General features: G+C 72.7%; 16 protein-coding genes. 6 read left to right on the top strand and 10 right to left on the bottom strand.

The window, feature by feature from the left end:
- Positions 1–49 precede the first annotated feature (49 nt).
- Positions 50–736, bottom strand: a complete 687-nt coding sequence (locus tag BKE38_RS18955) for a GntR family transcriptional regulator (protein ID WP_076958826.1) — start codon at positions 734–736, stop codon at positions 50–52.
- 127 nt (positions 737–863) lie between these two features.
- Between BKE38_RS18955 and BKE38_RS18960 the strand changes: the two genes are divergently transcribed.
- Together BKE38_RS18960 and BKE38_RS18965 are read left to right on the top strand one after the other, a co-directional pair.
- Positions 864–1,964 (top strand): isocitrate/isopropylmalate dehydrogenase family protein, encoded by a 1,101-nt coding sequence (locus tag BKE38_RS18960; protein ID WP_242662475.1) that lies wholly within the window; start codon positions 864–866, stop codon positions 1,962–1,964.
- 28 nt (positions 1,965–1,992) lie between these two features.
- The gene (locus BKE38_RS18965; RefSeq protein ID WP_076958827.1) at positions 1,993–2,985 is read left to right on the top strand and encodes a Bug family tripartite tricarboxylate transporter substrate binding protein; all 993 of its coding nucleotides are present in this window, start codon (positions 1,993–1,995) and stop codon (positions 2,983–2,985) included.
- Between the two features lie 667 nt (positions 2,986–3,652).
- On the opposite strand, the gene BKE38_RS18970 is transcribed toward BKE38_RS18965, so the two are convergent.
- On the bottom strand, positions 3,653–4,402 hold the full coding sequence (locus BKE38_RS18970; protein WP_076958828.1) for an SDR family oxidoreductase: 750 nt from the start codon (positions 4,400–4,402) through the stop codon (positions 3,653–3,655).
- A 108-nt stretch (positions 4,403–4,510) separates the two neighbouring features.
- Here BKE38_RS18970 and BKE38_RS18975 point away from each other — a divergent pair, with 108 nt between their 5' ends.
- Positions 4,511–5,446: a LysR family transcriptional regulator gene (locus BKE38_RS18975; RefSeq protein WP_076958829.1), complete on the top strand. Its 936-nt coding sequence runs from the start codon at positions 4,511–4,513 to the stop codon at positions 5,444–5,446.
- A 34-nt stretch (positions 5,447–5,480) separates the two neighbouring features.
- Here BKE38_RS18975 and BKE38_RS18980 read toward each other — a convergent pair whose 3' ends face one another.
- From BKE38_RS18980 to BKE38_RS18990, 3 genes are all read right to left on the bottom strand, one after another.
- Positions 5,481–5,849, bottom strand: a complete 369-nt coding sequence (locus BKE38_RS18980; RefSeq protein WP_076958830.1) for a DUF4440 domain-containing protein — start codon at positions 5,847–5,849, stop codon at positions 5,481–5,483.
- Between the two features lie 148 nt (positions 5,850–5,997).
- Positions 5,998–6,414, bottom strand: a complete 417-nt coding sequence (locus BKE38_RS18985) for a PRC-barrel domain-containing protein (RefSeq protein ID WP_242662477.1) — start codon at positions 6,412–6,414, stop codon at positions 5,998–6,000.
- Positions 6,415–6,549: 135 nt separating this feature from the next.
- Entirely contained in the window at positions 6,550–7,443 is an 894-nt protein-coding gene (locus BKE38_RS18990) for a LysR family transcriptional regulator (RefSeq protein ID WP_076958831.1), read from the bottom strand.
- Positions 7,444–7,547: 104 nt separating this feature from the next.
- Here BKE38_RS18990 and BKE38_RS18995 point away from each other — a divergent pair, with 104 nt between their 5' ends.
- Together BKE38_RS18995 and BKE38_RS32905 are read left to right on the top strand one after the other, a co-directional pair.
- Positions 7,548–8,417, top strand: a complete 870-nt coding sequence (locus BKE38_RS18995) for an SDR family oxidoreductase (RefSeq protein ID WP_076958832.1) — start codon at positions 7,548–7,550, stop codon at positions 8,415–8,417.
- 170 nt (positions 8,418–8,587) lie between these two features.
- On the top strand, positions 8,588–9,187 hold the full coding sequence (locus BKE38_RS32905; RefSeq protein WP_242662478.1) for a hypothetical protein: 600 nt from the start codon (positions 8,588–8,590) through the stop codon (positions 9,185–9,187).
- An 86-nt stretch (positions 9,188–9,273) separates the two neighbouring features.
- Here the strand turns inward: BKE38_RS32905 and BKE38_RS19005 are convergent, their stop codons facing one another.
- Genes BKE38_RS19005 through BKE38_RS19025 form a run of 5 tightly spaced genes read right to left on the bottom strand, consistent with a single transcriptional unit; the run spans position 9,274 to position 15,350 of the window.
- The gene (locus BKE38_RS19005; protein ID WP_076958833.1) at positions 9,274–10,185 is read right to left on the bottom strand and encodes an HpcH/HpaI aldolase/citrate lyase family protein; all 912 of its coding nucleotides are present in this window, start codon (positions 10,183–10,185) and stop codon (positions 9,274–9,276) included.
- The gene (locus BKE38_RS19010; protein ID WP_076958834.1) at positions 10,182–11,420 is read right to left on the bottom strand and encodes a CaiB/BaiF CoA transferase family protein; all 1,239 of its coding nucleotides are present in this window, start codon (positions 11,418–11,420) and stop codon (positions 10,182–10,184) included. The genes BKE38_RS19005 and BKE38_RS19010 overlap by 4 nt, the downstream gene beginning before the upstream one ends.
- The gene (locus BKE38_RS19015; protein WP_076958835.1) at positions 11,407–12,501 is read right to left on the bottom strand and encodes an ABC transporter ATP-binding protein; all 1,095 of its coding nucleotides are present in this window, start codon (positions 12,499–12,501) and stop codon (positions 11,407–11,409) included. The genes BKE38_RS19010 and BKE38_RS19015 overlap by 14 nt, the downstream gene beginning before the upstream one ends.
- Positions 12,494–14,215: an ABC transporter permease gene (locus tag BKE38_RS19020; RefSeq protein ID WP_076958836.1), complete on the bottom strand. Its 1,722-nt coding sequence runs from the start codon at positions 14,213–14,215 to the stop codon at positions 12,494–12,496. The genes BKE38_RS19015 and BKE38_RS19020 overlap by 8 nt, the downstream gene beginning before the upstream one ends.
- Positions 14,216–14,219: 4 nt before the next feature.
- Positions 14,220–15,350 (bottom strand): ABC transporter substrate-binding protein, encoded by a 1,131-nt coding sequence (locus BKE38_RS19025; protein ID WP_076958837.1) that lies wholly within the window; start codon positions 15,348–15,350, stop codon positions 14,220–14,222.
- A gap of 140 nt (positions 15,351–15,490) precedes the next feature.
- On the opposite strand from BKE38_RS19025, the gene BKE38_RS19030 reads away from it, so the two are divergent.
- On the top strand, positions 15,491–15,737 hold a 247-nt coding region (locus tag BKE38_RS19030; RefSeq protein WP_131829650.1), incomplete at its 3' end, for a GntR family transcriptional regulator.

Genomic DNA, 15,737 nt, shown 5'->3' on the forward strand with positions numbered 1-15,737 from the left:
GGGGTTCAAGCCGGCAAGGGCGACACGGCTGGCCTGGTGACGGCCGCCCTCACCGCCCGCCCGGCTGCACCTCGATCTGCGCCACCAGCCAGGACAGGCGGTGGTCCTGGGCGGAGCGCAGATGCGCGCGCATCGCCGCCTCCGCCGCCGCCGCGTCGCGCCGCAGCAGGGCGTCCAGCAGGGCGCGGTGCTCCTGCTGCGACTGCCGGGCGCGCGCGGGATTGCCCAGCATGGTCGGCAGCAGCGCCATGGCGTCGGTCAGCTGCGCCAGGCTGCGCAGCAGGTAGCGGTTGTGCGCCGCCCGGTGCAGCAGCGTGTGCAGCCGCAGGTTCACCGCCGACAGCGCCCGGCTGTCCTGCGGGCCGGCGGCCTCGGCCTCGACCAGCCGGGCCAGGCCGGCGAGCTCGGCCTCGCTGGCATGCTGGGCGGCGAAGCGGGCCGCGGTGGCTTCCAGCACCTCGCGCATGGCGTAGAGCTCGACCACCTGCAGATGGTCCGGCCGGCTGACCACCAGCCCGCGGCGCGGCTCGTGGCTGAGCAGCCCCTCGGTCTCCAGCCGGGTCAGCGCCTGGCGCACCGGCGTGCGCGAGATGCCCAGCCGCGCGGCCAGCTCGGCCTCGGTGACGCGCTGGCCGGGGCGCAGCGCGCCCTCGCGGATGGCGGCGCGCAGCCGGTCATAGGCCTCGCTGCCCAGATCCTGCGGCAGCCGGCTGGGTTCGTCGTCGCTGTCGGTCATCGCCCTGCTGATAGCCGCATCCCGGGCCCGGCGCCACGCCGCCCGCCGCGAGGACCCCACGGGATACCATTGTATCCCGAGACGCCTGCGGCTAGGAAGCGGAGAAGGCCCCAGGAGGAAAGCGCCCATGACCACCCGTGCGTCGAACGCGATGAAGCTCGTCATCCTGCCGGGCGACGGCATCGGGCCGGAGATCACGGCGGCGACCGTCGCGGTGCTGGAGGCGGCCTCGGACCGCTTCGGCCTGGGCCTGGCGCTGGACCATGACCTGGCCGGCCATGCCAGCCTGGCACGGCACGGCACCACGGTGCGCCCGGCGCTGCTCGAGAAGGTGCGCGAGGCCGACGGGCTGGTGCTCGGGCCGATGGCGACCTTCGAATATCCGGAAGCCGCGCAGGGCGGCATCAACCCGTCGATGTTCTTCCGCAAGCAGCTCGACCTCTACGCCAATATCCGCCCGGCGCGCACCTATCCCGGCGTCGCGCATCCGGCCGTCGCGCCCTTCGACCTGGTGGTGGTGCGCGAGAACACCGAGGGCTTCTATGCCGACCGCAACATGGAATCCGGCGGCAGCGAGATGCTGGTGACGCCCGATGTCTGCGTCTCGCTGCGGCGGATCACGCGCGGCTGCTGCGCCCGCATCGCCCGCGCCGCCTTCCGCCTGGCCGCCACCCGCCGCGGCCGCGTCCATGCCGTGCACAAGGCCAATGTCCTGAAGATCGGCGACGGCATGTTCCTGGAGGAATGCCGCAGGGCGGCGGCGGACTTCCCCACGGTGACGCTCGACGAATACATCGTCGACGCCATGGCCGCGCATCTGGTCCGCGCCCCGCAGAAATTCGACGTCATCGTCACCACCAACATGTTCGGCGACATCCTGTCCGACCTGACGGCCGAGCTCTCGGGCAGCATCGGCCTGGGCGGCTCGATCAATTCCGGCGCGCGCCACGCCATGGCCCAGGCGGCGCATGGCTCGGCCCCCGACATCGCCGGGCAGGACCGGGCCAATCCCTTCTCGCTGATCCTCTCGGCGGCGCAGCTGCTTGACTGGCACGCCGCGCGCCTGGGCAGCGGCGCCTTCGCCCAGGCCGCCCGCGCCATCGAGCAGGCGGTGGAGGCGGCGGTCACCGGCGGCCAGGCGACCGCCGATGTCGGCGGACGGCTGGGCACCGCGGCGACCGGCCAGGCGGTGGCGGCGCTGGTCGGCGGCCGGCGCGACGCCGGCTAGGGCCGGCCAACACGGGAGGAAGCAAGCAATGACCAGACGACGCCCCCTGCTGCAGGCGGGGCTGCTGCTGCCGGCGCTGCCATGGCCGGCATTGGCGCCGCCGGCCTCGGCCCAGGAACCCGGCTGGCCGTCGCGGCCGATCCGGCTGATCGTGCCCTACGCCCCGGGCGGCGGCACCGATGTGGTGGCCCGCGCTGTCGCCGACCGCGCCGGGCGGCTGCTGAACGCCACCATCGTCGTCGACAACCGCCCCGGCGGCGCCGGCAACCTGGCGACGCAGATGGCGGCCGAGGCGGCGCCCGACGGCTACACCCTGCTGGTCGGCAATATCGGGCCGATCGCGGTCAATCCCAGCCTGTTCCGCAACCTGCGCCCCGACCCGGCCGAGGCGCTGGCCCCGGTCACCCTGCTGGCCGCCGCTCCGCTGCTGATCCTGGCCAATCCGAAGCTGCCGGTGACCAGCCTGGCCGAGCTGATCGCGCTGGCCCGCCAGAAGCCGGGCAGCCTGAACTACGGCTCGGCCGGCAACGGCTCGGCCAATCACCTGGCCGGCGCCTATCTGGCGCTGAAGGCGGGGATCGAGATCCAGCACGTGCCCTATCGCGGCGCCGGGCCGGCGCTGAACGACCTGGTCTCCGGCACGCTGCAGATCATGCCGGCGACGCTGCCGAGCGCGATCGGCATGGTGAAGGACGGGCTGGTGCGGGCGCTGGCGGTGACCTCGCCGCGGCGGGTGCCGGCGCTGCCCGAGCTGCCGACCGTTGCCGAGGCCGGGGTCGCCGGCTACGAGATGAGCGGCTGGTACGGCGTCATGGCGCCGGCGCGCACGCCGCCCGCCATCGTCGCCCGGCTGCAGCAGGCCATCGCCGCGGCGCTGCAGGATCCCGAGGTGCGCGCCCGCATCGAAAGCGAGGGCGCCGAGCCCTCCGGCATGGCGCCCGAGGCCTTCGGCCGCTTCGCCGCCGCCGAGCGCGCCAAATGGGCCGAGGTGGTGCGGGAGGCGCGGATCAGCATCGACTGAGGCCCGCAGCCCGGGCGCGGTGCGCGGGTTCCATCCCGCGCGCCGCACCAGGCGAGCCGCGGACGCGGCCGGTGGCGGTTCCGGTGCCGCCTTCTGGGAGAAGCGGCGGACCTGCTGGTCGTCGAGCTGGACGGGGCGGCGGGACGTGCCGTCCGGATCCGTCCAGATCGCCACGCCCTGCTGCTCGATCTGCAGCCCCGCGACCCGCGGCAGGCCGGTCGGGCAGAGCGACGGCTCGAACTCGCGGCCTTCCGTGCAGGGACCTGCCGCCGCCAGCGTGGTCATGCCGAGCCAGGCCGCCGCCGCCACGATCACGCGCGCCATCCCTCCGTTCCACACCGCAGCCGGTGATGCGGGCGGGCCGCGTCTCCCGCGCGGACATTCAGCGGAGGCCTGCCCATCGCCTCGCACCGGATCGCCTCGCACCGGATCGTCTCGCACCGGATCGTCTCGCACCGGATCGTCTCGCACCGGATCGTCTCGCACGGGGAGCCGTCAGCGTGCCGGGCCAGCGCTGGCCCTGCTCCTGCGGCATCGCGCCGCCCGCCCGGCCGCCGCCGAGGGCGGCACGCCATGGCGGCGGCGGACCATCAGCGCGAGACGGCGCCGCCGGGCGTCGCCGACGGCCGGCGCCGCCCCGATCACTTCCCGATCACCCGCCGGCGTCTCAGCGCGGGTTGATCAGGTCGAAGACGGCGTCGAAGCGGCCGCTGGCCTCCGCCCGGCGCTGCGGCATCACCCGCTCGACCAGGATCTCGGCGGCGTCCGGATCGGCGGCCAGCAGGGCCAGGCTCTCGCGGATGAAATCGTCCAGCGGCATGGCGCGCGGATTGTCGCGCTGGCCCGGCGTCAGCTCGGTCGCCACCAGCGGCGGCGCCAGCTCGATGACCTGCACGCCGGTGCCGCGCAGCTGGTGGCGCAGCGAGATGGTGTAGGAATGGATCGCCGCCTTGGTCGCCGAATAGCTGGGCGTGTCGGCGCGCGGCACGAAGGCGAGGCCGGAGGAGACATTCACCACCGCCGCCTTCGGCCGCGCCAGCAGATGCGGCAGCAGCGCCGCGGTCAGGCGGATCGGGCCCAGCAGGTTGGTGGCGATGGTCGCCTCGGCGATCGCCAGCGCCTCGACGTCGGTCAGCACCTGCTCCACCCGCATGATGCCGGCATTGTTGATCAGCACGTCGAGGCCCGGATGCTCGGCCACCAGGCGCGCGGCCACGTCGCGGATCGCCGCGGCGTCGTCGATGTCGAGCACGGCGACATGCATGCCGGGGCGGCCGGCCGCGACGGCCTCCAGCGGCGCGCGGCGGCGCCCGGCGACGATCACGGTGTTGCCGGCGTCGTGCAGCGCCTCGGCCAGGCCGCGGCCGATGCCGCTGCCGCCGCCGGTGACGAGGATGGTGTTGCCGGTGGGGTTCATGGCGGGGCTCCTTGGGGCGAGTGATGCCGATGGGCCGAGCTTGTGGCCCGCGGCGGGCTGTTCGATAATCCGGCTTCTTCTTCCTGGGCCGTGAAGGACAGCTCAACAATGGCGCCCCGGAACCTGGCCGAGCTGGATGCCTTCGCCGCCATCGCACGGACCCGCAGCTTCCGCAGGGCGGCCGCCGAGCGCGGCGTCTCGGTCTCGGCGCTGAGCCTGACGATGCGCAGGCTGGAGGAGCGGATGGGGGTCCGCCTGCTGCACCGCACCACCCGCAGCGTCGCGCCGACCGAGGCGGGGGCGCGGCTGCTGGCCCGGCTGCAGCCGGCGCTGGACGACATCGCGGCGGCGGTGGAACTGGTCAACGACTTCCGCGAGCGGCCGACCGGCACCGTCCGCATCAACGCCCCGCTGCCGGCGCTGGAGGCCTGGCTGGCGCCGCTGGCGCAGCCCTTCCTGGCCGCCAATCCGGCGGTGTCGCTGGAGCTGATCAGCGACGCGGCGCGGATCGACATCGTCGAGCACGGCTTCGATGCCGGCGTGCGCTTCGGCGAGGACCTGGCGCAGGACATGGTCGCGGTGCCGCTGGGCGGCCCGCTGCGCTACCTGGTGCTGGGCACGCCGGACTATCTGCGCCGGCATGGCGTGCCGCGGCATCCCGAGGAGGTGCTGGGCCATCGCTGCGTGCGGCACCGCTTCCCCGGCGGCGGCATCTTCCCCTGGGAGTTCGAGAAGGGCGGCCGCAAGGTGACGATCACCCCCGAAGGCCCGCTGACGGTCAACGACCCGCGCGTGGCGCTGCGCGCCGGCATGGACGGCGTCGGCCTGATCCGCCTGTTCGAGGATCAGGCGGCGCCGGTGGTCGCGGCGGGCGGCCTGGTGCCGGTGCTGCAGGACTGGTGCCCGCAGCTGCCGAGCTGGTTTCTCTACTATCCGAGCCGGCGCCAGATGTCCTCCGCCTTCCGCACCTTTCTGGAGGTCGTCGCGCAGCACCGGTCAGGCCTGCCGGACACCGCCGGCGCACCGCCGCGAGCGGCGGGGTGAACCGCGCGCCGTCGCGGCCGGTCGCCGCCGGCGCTCAGCCCTGCGGCGTCGCCTTCAGCGGCGGGGTCTGCTGGTGCTGGACCACGTCCCAGGCGTCATGCCCGAGGCGGCGATAGACCGAGCTGCAATGCGCCTCGTAGGCCGGGCCCCCGTCGCGCTGCGCCCGCACCGTATAGGCGATGACGATCAGCCCCTCCTGCGGCCGTCGGACCTGCTGGTCAGAGAAGGTCACGCTGCTCCAGCGCGGCGTGGCAGACACGGCCTCGACGGCCGCGTCGCGTTCCAGGATGAAGGGCGCCTCGGGCAGCACCATCAGGCATTCCTCGCTGATGCTGTCGCGGTAATGCTGCGCGTCACCGGTCCAGAGGCTTTCCTCGAACTCCCAGATGCGGGCGTCGTCCATATCCTGTCCCTTCCGTCGGAGGCGCAGCGGCCTGTCGCCGGCCAGGAGGCAGACCCCATGGGACGGCGGCCGCGCGAAAAAACGAGGGGCAGGCCGGCGGCCTGCCCCTCGGCACGAAGCGCCGCGCTTCAGCGGCGGTCAGCAGGCCTCAGGGCGACGGGAAGGCCGGACCGGTGTAGTAGCGGTCGACATCCCCCGACCAGCCGCGCTTGGCGCTCTGCCAGTCGCCGGTCGAGCCGTAGCGCGGCGCGCCTTCGAGCTGCTCCCTGGTGATGCCGATGACGTAGCCATCCTGGCGCGTGTCGTATTTCAGCTGGTTCCAGGGCACCGGATAGTAGTCCGTGCCGATGCCGAGGAAGCCGCCGAAGGACAGCACGGCGTAGGAGACCCGCCCGTCGGTCTTGCCGATCATGACGCTGTGGATCGAGCCGAGCTTGTTGCCCGCCGTGTCGTAGACCGCAGTGCCTTCCACCTTCTCCGAAGAAATGAGGGAGGTGGATTCATCGCGCTCGACGTCGCCGCTGCGGTCGCTGACCGGGCCGCCCTGCATGCCGGTGCCGCTCATGATCATCTCCTCTGCTTGTCGCCCAGTAACGCCACGCCGGCCGGTCGGGTTTTCTTGTCGCCAAAAAGAAACGCGCAGCCACTCTCCAGTAAACGTCACCCTGGCCTTTGTGGCACGGCGCCGCGCCCGGTCGCCTCAGCCGGCGATATAGCCTGCCAGCTCCTCGGGCCGGCCCTGGGGGAAGGCGTCCTGCAGATGCGCCAGGAAGGCGGCGACCCGGGCGCTCAGCAGCCGGCGGGAGGGGTAGAGCGCCCAGAGGGTGATCCCGCCGCCATCGACCGCGCCCCAGGAGACCAGCCGGCCGGCCGCCAGGTCGTCGCTGACCAGCGAGACCGGCAGGCGCGCGGCGCCGACCCCGGCCCGCGCCGCGTCGCGCAGCATGACCAGCGAGGCCAGGCCCAGCACCGGCCGCACTGCCAGGCGGGCCGGCCCGGCCGGCGTCGCCACGGCCCAGGCCGCCACGCCGCCCACGGCGCCGCGCACCACCGCCGGGACCGGCGAGCCGTCGGCCGGGCGGGCGAGGTCCGGCCGCGCCACCACGACCAGCCGGTCGCGCAGGAAGGCGCGGCCGACCAGGCTGTCATCCGGATCGGGATCGACCCGGATGACCAGGTCATAGCCCTCCTCCACCATGTCGACCGGCCGGTCCTCGGTGGTGACCTCCAGCCGGACCTCGGGGAACTTCAGGGCGAAGCCGGCGGCCAGTCGGCCCATGGCGATCTGCGAGAAGAGCAGCGGCGCGCTGATCCGCAGCCGCCCGCGCGGCCGGCCGCCGCCGGCGGCGACGGCCGCCGCCGCCTCGTCCAGCTCGGTCAGCAGGGCGCCGGTGCGCTCGGCCAGGGCGCGGCCCTCCTCGGTCAGGCGCAGCGCGCGGGCGCCGCGCTCGAACAGCCGCAGTCCCAGCGCCGCCTCCAGCTCGGCGACGCGGCGCGACAGGGTGGCCTTGGGGCGGCCGCTGGCACGGGCGGCGCGGCCGAAGCCGCCATGCCGGGCGACCAGGTTGAAATCGGCCAGGGCAAGCAGGTCCATGGTGTTCCGCCAGAGAGACAGGATGTCCCGATATAGCGTCTATTGGCTCCCCGATGGACCACCCATTCTCCGGCCGTCATCAACACCCGACCGGAGAAACTCCCATGACCATCCTTGTCACCGGCGCCACCGGCACCATCGGCCGCCGCGTCGTCGACCAGCTGGCCCGCCGCGGCGCCGCTCTGCGCGTCCTGGTCCGCGATCCGGCCAAGGCCCGCTTCCCCGCGGGCGTCGCCGTCGCGCAAGGCGAGATGCTCGACATCGCGGCGATGCGCGCCGCGCTGTCCGGCGTCTCCACGCTGTTCCTGCTGAACGCGGTGGCGCCCGACGAGGTCACCCAGGCGCTGGTCGCGCTGAACCTGGCGCGCGAGGCCGGCATCACCCGCATCGTCTATCTCTCGGTGATCGACGGCGAGCGCTTTCCCGACGTGCCGCATTTCGCCGGCAAGCTGGCGGTGGAACGGATGATCGAGGCGACGGGGCTGAACGCCACCATCCTGCGCCCGGCCTATTTCATGAACAACGATGCCGGCATCAAGGATGTCGTCGCCGGCCATGGCGTCTATCCGATGCCGATCGGGGCCAGGGGCCTGGCCATGGTGGAGGCGGGCGACATCGCCGAGGTCGCCGCCCTCGAGCTGCTGCGCCGCGAGCAGGCGCCCGGGCCCCTGCCATCGACCCGCATCAACCTGGTCGGTCCCGAGACGCTGACCGGCGCCGATGTCGCGGCGATCTGGTCGGCGGTGCTGGGCCATCCCGTCGCCTATCCCGGCGAGGACCTGGCCGGCTTCGAGCAGACGCTGCGGCAGGCCATGCCGGGCTGGATGGCCTTCGACATGCGGCTGATGGCGGCGCGCTTCGCCAGCGAGGGGATGCTGCCGCAGCCCGGCGACCGGGAGCGCCTGACCACCCTGCTCGGCCGGCCGCTGCGCAGCTATCGCGACTTCGCCGCCGGGCTCGTCGCCGCCGCCTGACGCGCTATCCCTTTCCAGAAAGCAGACTCCCATGATCCATCCGACCGCGACCGGTCCGGTGAACCCGCCCGGCGCAACGCCGCTGACCCGCGACTAGGCCCTGGTCCGGGCTGCTGCCGAAGCCGCGCGACGCCCGCCGATTTCTGCCCCCCGGCCTCTGCATCCGCTGCGTGGTGGTCGAGGAAGGCGCTGACCACCTGCTGCGCGAGGCCACCATCGGCGGCACCACGCTGCGCGGGATCACCTTCGAGCCCGGCCGCAAGGTGACCTTCTTCCGCGCCTCCGGCCTGCGCGAGGGCGCCATCGTCCACCCGCTGCTCGATGACGCCGACAGCGCGCTGCCGCTGCGCTTCCCCTGCTGTCCCGGCCTGCGCGACCGGGCACCGGACGGTCCCGGGGGAGCAGGCCGGGCAGGCGCCGTTCGACAGCGCGCAGGGCTGCCGGGCCGCGCTGCTGGCGACGCTGCGGCCGACCCGGGCGCTGCTGGCCGAAGGCGGGCTGTGATCCGCGCCCTAAGGCAGCGCCGCCAGGCGCCGCAGCTGGCCGACCCCCGGCAGGGCCGCCCGGCGCCCGGCCGCGAGCAGCAACGCCAGCAGGACGGCTGGCGACAAAGCTCTCCCGCGTGGCGGCCAGCCACGCCCGCTGTGCCTGAGCCCGGGGCCGATGCCCGGCGCGAACGGCCTGCGTTCCACCAGAGCCTCCCCGTTGCCATCGGCCTCGCGCGGCGACGCGGCCCCCGATCAACGTCCCCGAGCTGTCGCGGCCGGTGATCCCGCATCCTGCGGCCGCCGCCCGCCAACACCGCGCCCCGGCTTCCCCTACCCCCTTCCGCGGCGGGCGGGGAACGGCGCGCGGGCTATGTGGCGCTGGCCTGACGCGCGCCGCCCTCCTTCGCCGCGATGGCCCGCGCCCGGGCCAGCAGCGCCTCGGCGCGCTGCACGATCGGGATGTCGATCATCTTGCCGTCGAGGGCGAAGGAGCCGCGGCCTTGCGCCGCCGCCTCGCGGTCGGCGGCGACGATGCGCTCGGCCTGGGCCACCGCCTCGGCCGAGGGGGTGAAGCCGGCATTCAACGCCGGGATCTGCGCCGGATGGATGGCCGAGGCGCCGACGAAGCCGAAGCCCGCCGCCTGCCGCACGACCTTGGTGTAGGCGGGGATGTCGGAATAGTCGGCCACCGTCCCGATGGTGCCGAGCGGCAGGATGCCGGCCGCGCGCGCCGCCTGCAGCACCATCTGCTTCGGCATCAGCAACACCTCGGCGGTGGGCTCGCCGCCGATGGCCGTCGCATAGTCTTCCGCGCCCAGGCTCATCGCCACGATGCGCGGCGTGGCGCGGGCGATGGCATGCGCCTGCGCCAGCGGCCCCGGCGCCTCGATCAGCACGGTGAAACGGATGCCGCCGACGGCCAGGCCGCGCTGCTGCTCCAGCCGCGACACCAGCTCGCAGAGCAGCCGGACATGGTCGGGGCCCTCGGCCTTGGTCACCATGATGGCGGCGACGCCGGGGATCACCGCCGCCTCCAGGTCGCGCACCGCATCCTCCAGCGGCTGGTTGATGCGCACCAGGATGTCGGCGCGGCCCTCGCGCCGCAGCCGGGCGACCGCGCCTTCCAGCTTGCGCCGCGCCTCGGGCTTGTCGCCGGGGGCGATGCTGTCCTCGAGGTCGAGCTGGATGGCGTCCGCCCCGCGCTCCGAGGCCTTGGCCAGGAAGCGCTCGACATTGACCGGGACGAAGAGGCCGGAGCGCCAGACGGGAAGCGCGCTCATGCCGCGGTCACCAGGCCGGCGGCGCGGGCGGCGGCGCGTTCCTCGGCAGAGAATCCCGCTTCGGCCAGCATTTCGTCGCTGTGCTGGCCCAGGCGCGGCGCCGGGCTGCGGATGGCGCCGGGGGTGCCGGACAGCCGGCTGGAAATCGCATGCATCGGGAAGCTCCCCATCTCGTCGTCGGGATAATCGGCCAGCAGCGCGCGCGCCTGGACATGGCGATCGTCCATGAAGCGCGGGATGTCGTAGACCGGGCCGATGGTGACCTCGGCCGCCTCGAAGAAGGCGACGTTCTCGGCCTGGGTGCGCTGGATGACGAAGGCGCCGATCAGCGCGTCCAGCTCCTCGCCATGGGCGACGCGCTGCTCGTTGGTGCGGAAGCGCGGATCGTCGACCAGGTCGCCATGGCCGATCGAGCGCAGCACGCGCTCCGCCATGCGCTGGGTCGAGGCGGAGAGGCAGACCCAGGCATCGTCGGCGGTGCGATAGACGTTGCGCGGCGCGGCGCCGGTGGAGCGGCTGCCGGTGCGCGGCTTGGTCTTCCCCGTCAGCCGGTAATTCGCCGCCTGCGGCCCCAGCGCGGTGAAGAGCGGGTCGAGCAGCGGCAGGTCGATCACCTGGCCGCGCCCGCCATTGACCTCGACCTCGCGCAGCGCCGCCATGGCCGCGAAGGCGCCGGTGAGGCCGGCGATGGTGTCGGCCAGGTACATCGGCGGCAGCACCGGCTCCCGGTCGGCGAAGCCGTTCATCTCGGCAAACCCCGAAAAGCCTTCGATCAGCGTGCCGAAGCCGGGGCGTCGGTGATAGGGCCCGTCCTGGCCCCAGCCGGAGATGCGGACGATGACCAGCCGTGGCTCGAGTTGCAGAAGTTCCTCGACGCCCAGCCCCATCGCCTCCAGCGTGCCGGGGCGGAAGCTCTCCACCAGCATGGCGGCGCCCGGCACCAGGCGGCGCAGCAGCGGCACCGCGCCCTCATGGCGGAATTCCAGGCAGAGGCTGCGCTTGCCGCGGCCATGCACCTTCCAGGCGGTCTCGACGCCCTTGACGCGCCAGTGGCGCAGCGTGTCGCCGTCGCGCGGCTCGACCTTGTCGACGCGGGCGCCGAAATCGGCCAGGTGCTGGGTCAGCGTGTTGCCGGCGACCAGCCGCGACAGGTCGAGGATGCGCAGCCCCTCGAGCGGGCCGCGCACGCCCGGGGTGTAGTCGGCGCGGGGCAAGGCGTGGTCAGGCGGCGACATCGGCGGCTCCGGGAAACAGGATGCCGCCGGCATGCGGCAGCCAGAGGGAAAACTCGTCGCCCATCGGCGGCTGGCGCGCTTCCAGCCGCAGCGGCGACCCGGCCAGGTCCAGCCCGACCTGCCACAGCCCGCCGACATAGGCGCGGCTGGTGATGCGGGTGCGCAGCACCGAGCCTTCGGGCATGGCGGCCGTCGCCGGCAGCATGTGCTCCGGCCGGTAGGCCAGGGTCACGCGGCTGCCGGCGCGCGCCGGACGTTCGGAATGTGCTTCCAGACGCTGGCCGTCGGCGAGCTCCAGCTGCGCGCGGCCGCCGCCAGCGACATCGGCCAGCAGCCGGGCCGGGACGAAGTTGGTGGTGCCGATGAAGTCGGCGACGAAAGGATCGGCGGGATGCTCGTAGATTTCCTGCGGCGGGCCGATCTGGGCGATGCGGCCGCCATTCATCACCACCACCCGGTCGGAGAGCGACAACGCCTCGATCTGGTCATGGGTGACATAGATGGTGGTCAGCTTCAGCCGGGTGCGCAGCGCGCCCAGCCAAGCGCGGGCGCGGTCGCGCAGCTTGGCGTCCAGGTTCGACAGCGGCTCGTCCAGCAGCAGGATCGCGGGCTGGTAGACCAGCGTCCGGGCGAGTGCCACACGCTGCTGCTGCCCGCCCGAGAGCTCATGCGGATAGCGCGCGGCGAAGCGCTCCATCTCGACCAGCGCAAGCACTTCCTCGACCCGGCGGCGCAGCTCGGCGCGCGCCACCTTGCGGAGCGTCAGCGGGAAGCCGACATTCTCGGCGACGGTCATATGCGGCCACAGCGCATAGCTCTGGAACACCAGCCCGCAGCCGCGCGCCTCGGGCGGCAGGTAGATGCCGCGCGCCGCGTCGAAATAGACCGTGCCGCCGACGGCGATGCGGCCCTGGTCGGCGCGGTCCAGCCCCGCCACCGCGGCCAGCGTCGTCGACTTGCCGCAGCCGGAGGGGCCGAGCAGCGTGACGAACTCGCCATCGGCGACATGCAGGCTGACATCCTCCACGGCGTTGATCGCGCCGTAGCGCTTGGTCAGCCCCTCGATCAGCAGCTCAGCCATGCAGCTTCACTCCGAAGAAGCCGCGCACGGCGGCGATGCAGACGGCGATGACGGCGACCTGCAGCGTGGCCAGCGCCGCCACCAGCCCGATCTCGCCCTGCACCCAGGTCTGCAGCAGGGCGGTGCCGATCACCTCGCTGCCCGGGGCGAAGAGGAAGATCGCGGTCGAATATTCCTTGAAGAAGGAGATGAAGAGGATGGTGAAGCAGCCGACCAGCGCCGGGCGCATCAGCGGCAGCATGATGCGGCGGCTGGCGGTCCACCAATCGGCGCCCTGCACCCGGGCGGCGCGGTCCAGATCCGGGCTGACCTGCAGCAGCATCGGCGCGACGGCCCCGATGCCGGCCGGGATGAAGCGCATGGTGAAGGCGATCACAAGGATCCAGATGGAGTTGCGCAGGAAGCCCAGCCCCGGCAGCAGCGCGAAGGCGTAGAAGAAGCCGATGCCGGCGACCACGCCCGGCACCGCGCGCGGAAACAGCGCCAGATAGCCGAGCAGCCCGCGCAGCCGGAATTCCGAGCGGTGCACGGTGATGGCGATCAACCCGATCAGCCCGGTCGCCAGCGCGCCGCCGATCAGGCTGACCAGGAAGGAGTTCCAGATCGCCCTTGTGTAGACCGGATAGTCGAACAGCGCGGTGAAGTTGGCGATGGTCAGCACCTCGCCCAGCGGGATCATCGGCGACAGGAAGCTGGTGAAGGCGCGCAGGATCAGCGTGCCCATCGGCGCCAGGACGGTGGCCAGCAGATACAGCACGGTCAGCGCGAAGAGCGGCCAGCGCAGCCGGCCCAGGCGGAAGGGCCGCGGCCGCGTCGCCTTGCCGCCCATGGTGATGAAGCGGCGGGTGTTGCCCAGCAGGCGGCCCTGCAGCCAGACCAGGGCGCAGACGATGACCAGCATCAGCGCCGCCGCCGTCGCCACCAGCCCGTGGTCGGGCCGCGGCGAGGAGATGCCGTTGTTGAACAGGAAGGTGGTCAGCACGGTGATGCCGGCCGGGTCGCCGAAGATCAGCGGGATCGACAGCAGCTCGAGCCCGACCGTGAAGTTCAGCACGGCGCTATAGGCGATGGCCGGCTTCATCAGCGGCAGGGTGACGCGCCACAGCGTGCGGAAGGTGCCGGCGCCGGCGATGCGCGCGGATTCCTCCAGCGTCGGATCGGTCAGCGTTGCCGAGGACAGGCAGTAGATATAGGCCAGCGGCGCCTGCGAGACGCCCGCCACCAGCGCCATCCCCGCCAGGGAATAGAGGTTCCAGGGCGCGTCCCCCAGCAGCGAGGACGGCCAGAGCAGCGTCAGATAGCCCGACGGGCCGTAGACCGCGTACCAGCCGAAGGACAGCACCAGCGCCGAGAGGTACAGCGGCCAGAGGAAGAACTCGCCCAGCAGGCGGGCCATCGGCAGGTCGGTGCGGCCGAACAGCACGGCGGCGGCGGTGCCCGCCACCTGCGCCACCAGCGTCGTCAGCCCGGCCAGCAGCGCGGTGTTCAGCAGCACCAGGCCGAAGCCCGGCAGCGTCGCCAGCCGGGTGAAATTGCCCAGCGTCAGCGTGTAGTCGTTCTCGTAGAGCGCGCCGGTCAGCAGCGACTGCAGCAGCACCGGAATCAGCGGCCCTGCCACCAGCACCAGGGTCAGCGCGAAGGTGCCCCATTGGATCGGCACCTCGCGCCGGAAGGGCTGCGTGTTTGGCGCAGCCTCGCCTGTCGTGACGCCCATCGGGTCAGCTCACGCCGAAGCTGCGCTTCCAGCGCGCCAGGAAGGGGTCGTATTGGTCCAGCATCTCCTTGCGGTAGTCGATGAAGGCGATGTTCTGCTCGCCGCCCACCGCCTGGGTGATCGAGGAGAAGGTGTGGCGGATGCCCTCGCCCGGCTGCACGTCGGGCCGCGCCGGCGTCAGCCCGCCGCGCCCGAAGGCGGCCTGGCCCTCGGCCGAGGCGATATAGTCCAGCATCAGCTTGGCGGCGTTGACGTTGCGCGCCGCCTTGGGGATCGCCATGCCGCGCAGGATCATCAGCTGGCCATCGGAGATGAAATTCCAGCCCAGCACCCGCGCCCGCGCCGGGTCGTTCAGCCGCGGCCAGAAGGTGATCGCCGAGACGAACCAGCCGGCGGCGTATTCGCCCGAGGTCACCTTCTCGGTCATCGGCCCGCCGGAGCGCTCCCAGCGCGGCTGGCTGGCGGCCAGCTTGCCGAACCAGTCCCAGGCCTGGTCGCCATGCTTGGCGACGAAGCCGAAATTGGCGGAGTAGCCGAAGCCGCCGAACTGCGCGCCATAGCTGGTCAGCTTGTTGCGCCAGCGCCCCTGGTTCTCCTGCGCCAGCGCCACGAATTGCGCGAAGCTTTTGGGCTGCTGCGCCTCGGGCACCAGCAGCTTGTTGAAGATGAAGACCAGCGGATCGGCCGAGATGGTGTAGACGCCGGGCCAGGGCTTCGACCAGGCCGGCCAGGCGGCGGCCTCGACCGACTCATAGGGCATCACCTCGCCGCGGCCCTGGAACTCGATCCAGCCGGCCGGGTCGGCGGTGGCCAGCAGGTCGGCGGTGCGGCTGTTGGTGCCGCGCTCGGCCAGGTACCGCTCGAAGACCTCGCGCGAATTGGGCAGGTCCAGCGTCTCGATGCGGATCTTCGGATAGCGGCGGTTGAAGCCTTCCAGCACCGGCCGCCAGTTCTCCGCCGACATGATGGAATAGATCAGCAGGCTGCCCTCGCGCTCGGCGCCGGCGACCACCTCGGCATAGCCCTGGGGATAGCCGGCGGGGGCGCCCTGCTGGGCCATGGCCTGGGAGGCGAGCTGCGGGGCGAGCATGAGCGTGGGCAGCGCCAGCACGCCGCGGCGACCGATCGGTGGCATCCGGATTTCCTTCCCTGAAGGGTCGTGCCCGCGGGCCGCCCCGTCTTTTCTTGATTTGCGCAAATATTGGCGCACATAACCTAGGCGCGCTTCGACCGGCGCCGCAACGTTTTTCCGCCTGCCAGCTCAGGACCGCCCGCATGCCCCGCGCCCCCCGCCCCAAGCGCCACCTGGCGACCGAGATCGCGCTGGCCATCCGCAACGGCGGCTATCGCCCCGGCGAATGGCTGCGGCTGGTGGATCTGGAGGCGCAGCTCGGCGCCAAGCGCTTCGACCTGCGGGCCGCGCTGGCCGAGCTCGCGCTGCGGCAGACGCTGGAGCATGTGCCCAACCGCGGCTTCCGCGTCGCCCTGCCCGACCGGCAGCGGCATCGCGACATGCTGCAGG

It is taken from the genome of Teichococcus deserti (genome assembly GCF_001982615.1).
Lineage (GTDB): Bacteria > Pseudomonadota > Alphaproteobacteria > Acetobacterales > Acetobacteraceae > Pseudoroseomonas > Pseudoroseomonas deserti.

Coding starts and splice junctions, on each gene's coding strand:
- BKE38_RS19020 (WP_076958836.1), bottom strand. CDS start 14,215: ATGGGCGTCACGACAGGCGAGGCTGCGCCAAACACGCAGCCCTTCCGG.
- BKE38_RS18975 (WP_076958829.1), top strand. CDS start 4,511: ATGGCGCCCCGGAACCTGGCCGAGCTGGATGCCTTCGCCGCCATCGCA.
- BKE38_RS19025 (WP_076958837.1), bottom strand. CDS start 15,350: ATGCCACCGATCGGTCGCCGCGGCGTGCTGGCGCTGCCCACGCTCATG.
- BKE38_RS18990 (WP_076958831.1), bottom strand. CDS start 7,443: ATGGACCTGCTTGCCCTGGCCGATTTCAACCTGGTCGCCCGGCATGGC.
- BKE38_RS18995 (WP_076958832.1), top strand. CDS start 7,548: ATGACCATCCTTGTCACCGGCGCCACCGGCACCATCGGCCGCCGCGTC.
- BKE38_RS18970 (WP_076958828.1), bottom strand. CDS start 4,402: ATGAACCCCACCGGCAACACCATCCTCGTCACCGGCGGCGGCAGCGGC.
- BKE38_RS18980 (WP_076958830.1), bottom strand. CDS start 5,849: ATGGACGACGCCCGCATCTGGGAGTTCGAGGAAAGCCTCTGGACCGGT.
- BKE38_RS18960 (WP_242662475.1), top strand. CDS start 864: ATGACCACCCGTGCGTCGAACGCGATGAAGCTCGTCATCCTGCCGGGC.
- BKE38_RS19005 (WP_076958833.1), bottom strand. CDS start 10,185: ATGAGCGCGCTTCCCGTCTGGCGCTCCGGCCTCTTCGTCCCGGTCAAT.
- BKE38_RS18965 (WP_076958827.1), top strand. CDS start 1,993: ATGACCAGACGACGCCCCCTGCTGCAGGCGGGGCTGCTGCTGCCGGCG.
- BKE38_RS19010 (WP_076958834.1), bottom strand. CDS start 11,420: ATGTCGCCGCCTGACCACGCCTTGCCCCGCGCCGACTACACCCCGGGC.
- BKE38_RS18955 (WP_076958826.1), bottom strand. CDS start 736: ATGACCGACAGCGACGACGAACCCAGCCGGCTGCCGCAGGATCTGGGC.
- BKE38_RS18985 (WP_242662477.1), bottom strand. CDS start 6,414: ATGAGCGGCACCGGCATGCAGGGCGGCCCGGTCAGCGACCGCAGCGGC.
- BKE38_RS19015 (WP_076958835.1), bottom strand. CDS start 12,501: ATGGCTGAGCTGCTGATCGAGGGGCTGACCAAGCGCTACGGCGCGATC.